Raw genomic sequence first — 7068 nt, forward strand, 5'->3', positions numbered from 1 at the left:
TGGCGTTCCCGTCAATGGCGTTTCGTGTAGTCCTTGAAGCCCTTGCCCGTTTTCCGGCCTAGGCGGCCGGCGGTGACGAGGTGTTCGAGCAGGGGCGCGGGCGCGAAGCCCTCCTCGCGGAACTCGTTGAACAGCGTCCGCTGGATGGCCAGCGAGACGTCGAGCCCGACGACGTCGAGCAGTTCGAAGGGGCCCATCGGCAGGCCGCAGCCGACCTTCATCGCGGTGTCGATGTCGTCGCCGTCGGCGTAGTGCGCTTCGAGCATCTTCACCGCGTCGTTGAGGTACGGGAACAGGAGCGCGTTGACGATGAAGCCCGCGCGGTCTCCACAGTGGACGGGGCGCTTGCCGATCGCGCCGCACAGCGCGTGCACGGTGGCCACCACGTCGGGGGCGGTGGCGATCGTGGAGACGACCTCGACGAGCTTCATCACCGGCGCCGGGTTGAAGAAGTGGAGACCGACCACAGCGGACGGTCGTTCGGTGGCCGAGGCGCATTCGATGACCGGCAGGGAGGACGTCGTGGTCGCGAGGATCGCGCCCGGCTTGACGACGTCGTCCAGTGCGGCGAAGACGGCTTGTTTGACGGCGAGCTCTTCGGCGACGGCCTCGATGACCAGGTCGACGTCGGCGAGCTCTTCGAACTCGACAGCGGGCGTGATCCTGGCGAGCGTGGCGGCAGCGTCCTCTTCGGACAGTCGACCCTTAACGACCTGCTTGTCCAGCGACTTCTTCACGCGACCGACAGACGCCGAAGCCTTTTCCGTGCTGCGGGCCCGGAGAATGACGTCGTAGCCCTTTTTGGCGAAGACTTCGACGATGCCGGTGGCCATCGTTCCGGTACCGACCACCCCCACCTTCCGGATCTCGCGAAGCTCGGCACCCTCCACAACGGACTCTGGTGGTGTGGCGCCGTCGGCGACGATGTTCGGGGAATCCGGGGCGTCATAAGTATAAAAGCCGCGGCCGCTCTTGCGGCCCAGCAGACCGGCGGTGATCATCTGCTTGAGCAGCGGCGCCGGGGCGTGCAACCGGTTGCGGGACTGGTGGTACATCGTGTCGAGGATTTCATAGGCGGTGTCCAGCCCGATCAGGTCGAGCAGCGCGAGCGGGCCCATCGGATACCCGCAGCCGTACCGCATGGACGCGTCGAGGTCTTCCCGCGTCGCGTAGCGCTGCTCGTACATCCGCACGGCGTGGTTGAGGTAGCCGAACAGCAGCGCGTTGGCGATGAACCCGGCGCGGTCGCCGATGACGACCGGCGTTTTCCCGAGTTTTTCGGCGAAAGCGACCACATCGGTCACGACGTCAGGTTCGGTGACGACGCTGCGCACGATCTCGATCAGCTTCTGCACCGGCGCCGGATTGAAGAAGTGCATCCCGACGACCTTGCCGGGCCGGGCCGTGTGCACGCCGATTTCGGTGATCGACAGCGAAGAGGTGTTGGACGCGAAGATGGTGTCAGGCTTGGTGATCTTGTCCAGCTGGGCGAAGACGTCGGTCTTGACGCCGAGGCTCTCCGGGATCGCCTCGATCACGAGGTCGACGTCGGCGAGCTCGGCCAGTTCGGTGGTGTACCGGATCCGGCCGAGCAGGTCGGCGCGGCCCGTCTCGTCGAGTTTGCCGCCGCTCAGCGCGCGCTCGGTGGAGTGCTCGAGGTGGCCGCGTCCCCGCGAAACGCCTTCGCCGTCGATCTCCACGGCCACCACCGGCACGCCACTCCTGGCGAGCACCTCGGCGATCCCGGCTCCCATCGTGCCGAGCCCGACCACTCCCACACTCGCGATTTCGCGTGCCACAACCGGCCTCCGAAGGTTACTCGCTGGTAGTAATCCACGATGGTGCCACGCTTGGGCCGTTAAAGCAGGCCCTGTCACCCACAGAATCGAAAAAGACTAGTCGGTCACGTCACCTCGAAATCGCTTTCCACCAGCTCCTTGACCTTGTTCAGCGCTTCGGCCGCCTGCTCTCCGGTGGCGCGCACCTCGATCCGGTCACCCTGCCGGGCGCCCAAGGACATCAGCGCCAGCACGCTGTTCGCCTTCGCCGTGTGCTCGCGGAGCGCGATGGTGACCTCGGCGTCCAGACCGGCGACCAGGCGCGCGAGGAGCGCGGCCGGCCTGGCATGCAGGCCGACATCGTTCTTCAGGGTCAGCTCGACAACGCTTTCGCCATCGAGATCCGCCGGGGCGTCGAGCTCGGGTGGCGCACCGGCGGCCGCGGCGGCGTGCGCGACGGCGGATCGGTTCGCACCGCCTTGCGCGGCGACGGCCGCGGCTACCGTGCCCTCGACGAACGGCGCGTCGACCACGGTGGCCGAGTCCGGATCGGACAGTGTCTCGACGGCCAGTTCTGCCGTCATCTGCGCGCTCCCGAGGTCGTAGAGCAAAACGACGCCCGCACCCGAATCCGCGCGCTGCACCGCGGCGACGACCTCGTCGTAGTCGGTGCCGATCCCGCCGTCCGGCAGCCCGCCGGCCGCGACGATCCGGACGTCCGGCGCCATCTGGGCGGCGAGCGCGGCCAGCCCTTCGGCGAGTTTCGCACTGTGGGACACCAAGACAAGACCGACGGTCATTTCGCCTCCGCGGGAACAAGTACGTCGGCGGCACTCACTGAGCAGCCTCCGCGAAAGCGTGCAACAACAGGGCGGTGGAGCGGGCGCCCGGATCCAGGTGCCCGATGGCGCGTTCGCCGAGATAGGAAGCGCGGCCCTTGCGGGCCACCAGGTCCACTGTGGACTCCGCACCCTTGTCCGCCGCTTCGGCGGCCGCGGCGAGCACACCCGCGACGTCCGCGCCGCCCTTAGCGGCCACCTCGGCCGCGGCGACGGCGGGCAGCAACGCGTCCACCATCGTCGCGTCCCCCTCGACGGCCTTGCCGCGGGCCTGAACGCCTTCGAGCGCGGCGCGCAACACCTCCACGAGAGCCTCGACGTCCACTTCGGACCGATCGCCCAGCTTGGTCGCGGCGCGCAGGAAAGCCGTGCCGTACAACGGTCCCGCCGCACCGCCGACCTTGGAGATCAACGTCGTCGCCGCGATCTTCAGCACCGCGCCCGGTGTCTGCGGGGACGCCTGCGCCAGCGCCTCGACGATGGCGACAAAGCCCCGGTTGAGGTTCTCGCCGTGGTCCGCGTCGCCGATCGCGCGGTCCAGTTCGATCAGCTCGCTGCGGTGTTCCGCGACCACCCCGGCGGCTTCGATCACCGCCCGTGTCACCTGCTCCGCCGTACATCCCATGTCAGATCCCCCAGCGCAGTGCGGCCGTATTGACCGGCGTGTCCCAGAGCTCGGTGAGCTCGTCGTCGAGTTTCAGCAACGTCAAACTGATCCCCTGCATCTCGAGACTGGTGATGTACGGCCCGACGAGCCGGCGCTCGACGGTGATCCCGCGCTCGCCGAGCAACCGCTCCGCGATGCCGTGCGCGAGGTAGAGCTCCAGCAGTGGCGTCCCGCCCATGGAGTTGGTGAACAGCAGCACTTTGTCACCGTCGGCGAAGGGCAGATCGGTGACGACGGCGTCCACGAGCCGTTCGAGCAGCGCGTCCGCGGGCTCGGCGGCGATCCGCTCGCGGCCGGGCTCGCCGTGGATCCCGATGCCGAACTCGATCTCGTTGTCCGCCAGGGTGAAACTCGGCTCGCCGGCGTGCGGGACCGTCGGCGGGGTGAGCGCGACGCCGATCGACCGCACCTGCCCGATCACCTTGCGTGCCAACGCTTCCACCGCGTCGAGCGAGTCACCGCGCTCGGCCGCGGCGCCCGCGATCTTCTCCAGGAGCACGGTGCCGCCGACCCCGCGCCGCCCGGCGGTGTAAGTCGAGTCCTTCACCGCGACGTCGTCGTCGACGATCACGCTGCGGACCTCGACACCGTCGGCCTCGGCCAGTTCGGCGGCCGTTTCGAAGTTGAGCACGTCCCCGGTGTAGTTCTTCACGATCAGCAGCGCGCCCGCGCCACTCGCCGTCGCCGTCACGGCGGCCTGGACCGCGTCGGGCGTCGGCGAGGTGAAGACGGCTCCCGGCACCGCGGCGTGCAGCATGCCGAGTCCGACGAACCCGCCGTGCAGCGGTTCATGACCGGAGCCACCGCCCGAGATCACCGCGACCTTGCCCGCCACCGGCGCGTCCGTCCGCACCACCAGCGCCGGGTCCTCCTCGATCCGCAGGATGTCCGCGTGCGCCAGCGCGAGTCCCCGGAGCGATTCCACAACCACCGTCGAGGGATCGTTGATGATTTTCTTCAAAGCGGCCTCCGCACGTCGTCGGGTGGACCTTCTTCCTACCTCCACATGGGCGCCGGAGCCACCGCTAAGGCTTCGGGACCTTCGTAAGCACGTTTTGCACGAGCTTCAACGCCTTCCCGCAAGGATCGTCCTTACTCGCGTCGGCGGAGTAGTACGTGTAGTTCAGCGCCAGGTTGTCACCGACATCGCCGTTGATCGAGCGGTGCTGCCACCGGATCGAGCAATCGGAGGAACCTGTCTTCTTCGTTTTCTGGAAGCCGGTGACCCCACCCCCGAGATCGACCTTCTTGAAATCGGCGGATTCCACCGTCTTGGTACCACGGGTGAAGGTGAGCAACACGCTCGGGCCGGACCCGAGCCAGCTGCAGACGTGCAGACCGTTGGCCTGTTTCCGGGCCGCCGGGACGGCCTCGGTGAGGACCTGCCCGTCGATGACCGAGCACAGGTCGACGTTGACCAGGCTGCCCTTCTCGACCGAGTACTTCGGCGGTTTCTCGTGGATGCGCTTGACGACCTTCTCCAGCACGCCGCCCGCGGTGCGGCACGAGTCGCCTCCGGTGTAGATGGTGTTGACGCGGATCCCCAGATCGGGCGCCTTGCCCGTCAGCGCCGTGACGTCGCAGCTGCCGTCGTCGGCCTTGTCCTCGATCCGCGCCAGGCCGCCGACCGCGCCACTGGCCTTGGTCGCACCGCCGATCGCCGAACTGCCGAGCTGGACGGCGATCTTGATGGTCTTGCCACCGGCGTCCTTGACCTCGTTAGAGCACATGCCGAGGTCGATCGAGTTGACCCGCGGGCCGGCCGGGGTGCCGAGATCGGCGAGGGTCGCGTTGTCGACAAGTCCACAAGGGTCGACCAGCTGCAGCGCGGCCACGGTCACCGCCGGGTCCGTGATCGGGCCGTCGGGTGTCTGGTCGCCGCTGCCGGGCTGCGCCGCCACCGTCGTCCGCGCGAAGTTGGCTTTGCCGAGGTCAGGGCCACAGGCCGTGACGGCGCCGAGCACGAATAACCCGGCCAGGACAGTGCGGAACGCGCGAAGGGACACGCCGTGCACGTTAGCGGCCTGTCCCTTCGCGCGTGGTGACAATCTGCTTATTCGGTCTTCGGAACGTCCGTTTCCGCCGGCTCCGGCGACTCCGTCGGCTCGGTAATGATGATCGGCCGTACCTGCGCCCACAGGACGAAGAGCGCGGTGATCACGAGCATGCCGATCCCGGCCCACAGGTTGATGTTCACGTCGGCGGCCTTGGCGAGGTCGTCGTCCGTGGTGAACCAGATCCCCATGATCGTCAGCACCAGGCCGTAGACGCCGAGGAGCAACGCGATGATCAGCCGGATGTCGAACGCACCGGCGCCGCGCGGGCGGGAGGAAGATTCCGTGCTCATGAGCTTTCCCTCCTAGAACAGAATGTTCAGACCGATGGTGATGACCAGGACTATGCCCGCCAGCACACCGGGCTTGCGGTACCAGCCCGCGTTCTCGCCGGTGGATTCGTGCGTGCGGGTTTCCTTCGGTGTCAGCGAGTAGACCAGCCCGGTGAGCTCGCTTTCCGGTTTCGGGGTGGTCACCAGAGAAATCACCACACTGGCCACGATGTCCACCACGAACGCCACCCCGGCCGCGACGAAACTGATGCCCTGTCCGGTCAAGCCGAGGATCTCCGCCTGGGACAAGCCCCAGACCGTGACCGCCGAAACCGTACCGAGCACCAGGCCGACCCAACCGGCCGTCGGCGTCATCCGCTTCCAGAACATGCCGAGGATGAAGGTGGCGAACAGCGGCGCGTTGAAGAAGGAGAACAGGTCCTGCAGGTAGTTCAGGATATTGCCGGAGTTCGACGCGATGAACGCCGTCCCGATCGCCGCCACCGTGCCGAGCGCGGTGATGATGCGGCCGAACCGGAGGTAATAGCCGTCCGGCCGGTCCTTCTTGATGTAGGTCTGCCAGAGGTCGTAGGTGAAGACCGTGTTGAAGGCGCTGAGGTTCGCCGCCATCCCGGCCATGAAGGACGCCAGCAGACCGGCGATCGCGACCCCGAGCATGCCGTTGGGCAGCAGGTCCCGCATCAGCAGCAGCAACGCGTTGTTGAAGGTGACGCCGCTTTCCGCGGTCCCGCCCTCCATCAGCGTCGGCTTGTCCTGGATGTACTCGGTGACCGTGACCGCGGCGATCATGCCGGGGATGATCACGATGAACGGCACCAGCATCTTCGGGAACGCGCCGATGATCGGCGTCCGGCGCGCGGCCGACATGCTCTTCGACGCCATCGCGCGCTGGACCTCGACGAAGTTCGTCGTCCAGTACCCGAAGGAAAGCACGAAACCGAGGCCGAAAACGAGGCCCAGGACGGAAAGGAAGCTGTTGCCGAAGCCGGTGAGGTTGTCACCCGGCCACGAATGGAGCTGCTCCGGACCGCCGGGGCTGTTGGTGACCTTGTCGACCAGGCCCTGCCAGCCGCCGACCTTGACCAGGCCGACGATCGTCAGCGGCAGCAACGCGGCCACGATCACGAAGAACTGCAGGACCTCGTTGTAGATCGCGGCGGAAAGGCCGCCGAGCGCGGTGTAGGAAAGCACGATGATCGCCGCGATGATGATGGAAACCCAGAGCGGCCAGCCGAGCAGCAGGTTCACCACGCTGGCGAGCAGGAACAGGTTCGCGCCGGCGATGAGGATCTGCGCGGTCGCGAAACTGATGCCGTTGACCAGATGCGCCGGTTTGCCGAAGCGGCGCCGCATGAATTCGGGAACACTGCGCACTTTCGAGCCGTAGTAGAACGGCATCATCACGATGCCGAGGAACAGCATCGCCGGGATCGCGCC

Annotated in this window: 7 protein-coding genes; all 7 read right to left on the reverse strand. The window is 67.2% G+C overall.

The annotated features are described in order from the left end of the window. Positions 1-11 precede the first annotated feature (11 nt). On the reverse strand, positions 12-1799 hold the full coding sequence (locus VGP60_RS17140) for a 3-hydroxybutyryl-CoA dehydrogenase (RefSeq protein WP_327549008.1): 1788 nt from the start codon (positions 1797-1799) through the stop codon (positions 12-14). 104 nt (positions 1800-1903) lie between these two features. After that, complete coding sequence (gene dhaM / locus VGP60_RS17145; protein ID WP_327549009.1) at positions 1904-2578, reverse strand: dihydroxyacetone kinase phosphoryl donor subunit DhaM; 675 nt, start codon at positions 2576-2578, stop codon at positions 1904-1906. A 34-nt stretch (positions 2579-2612) separates the two neighbouring features. After that, positions 2613-3242: a dihydroxyacetone kinase subunit DhaL gene (dhaL, locus tag VGP60_RS17150; protein WP_327549010.1), complete on the reverse strand. Its 630-nt coding sequence runs from the start codon at positions 3240-3242 to the stop codon at positions 2613-2615. Position 3243: 1 nt separating this feature from the next. Continuing rightward, positions 3244-4245, reverse strand: a complete 1002-nt coding sequence (gene dhaK / locus VGP60_RS17155) for a dihydroxyacetone kinase subunit DhaK (protein WP_327549011.1) — start codon at positions 4243-4245, stop codon at positions 3244-3246. Between the two features lie 64 nt (positions 4246-4309). Next, on the reverse strand, positions 4310-5290 hold the full coding sequence (locus VGP60_RS17160; protein WP_327549012.1) for a DUF3558 domain-containing protein: 981 nt from the start codon (positions 5288-5290) through the stop codon (positions 4310-4312). Between the two features lie 47 nt (positions 5291-5337). After that, entirely contained in the window at positions 5338-5631 is a 294-nt protein-coding gene (locus tag VGP60_RS17165) for a hypothetical protein (protein ID WP_327549013.1), read from the reverse strand. Between the two features lie 12 nt (positions 5632-5643). Further along, positions 5644-7068 (reverse strand): sodium:solute symporter family protein (locus VGP60_RS17170; protein WP_327549014.1); only part of this gene is annotated, 1425 nt, incomplete at its 5' end.

Origin of the sequence: Amycolatopsis sp., assembly GCF_036008905.1 — a bacterium.
Lineage (GTDB): Bacteria > Actinomycetota > Actinomycetes > Mycobacteriales > Pseudonocardiaceae > Amycolatopsis.

Excerpts from the sequence above, each read along its gene's own strand:
- dhaM (WP_327549009.1), bottom strand. The coding sequence starts at position 2,578 with ATGACCGTCGGTCTTGTCTTGGTGTCCCACAGTGCGAAACTCGCCGAA.
- dhaL (WP_327549010.1), bottom strand. The coding sequence starts at position 3,242 with ATGGGATGTACGGCGGAGCAGGTGACACGGGCGGTGATCGAAGCCGCC.
- VGP60_RS17165 (WP_327549013.1), bottom strand. The coding sequence starts at position 5,631 with ATGAGCACGGAATCTTCCTCCCGCCCGCGCGGCGCCGGTGCGTTCGAC.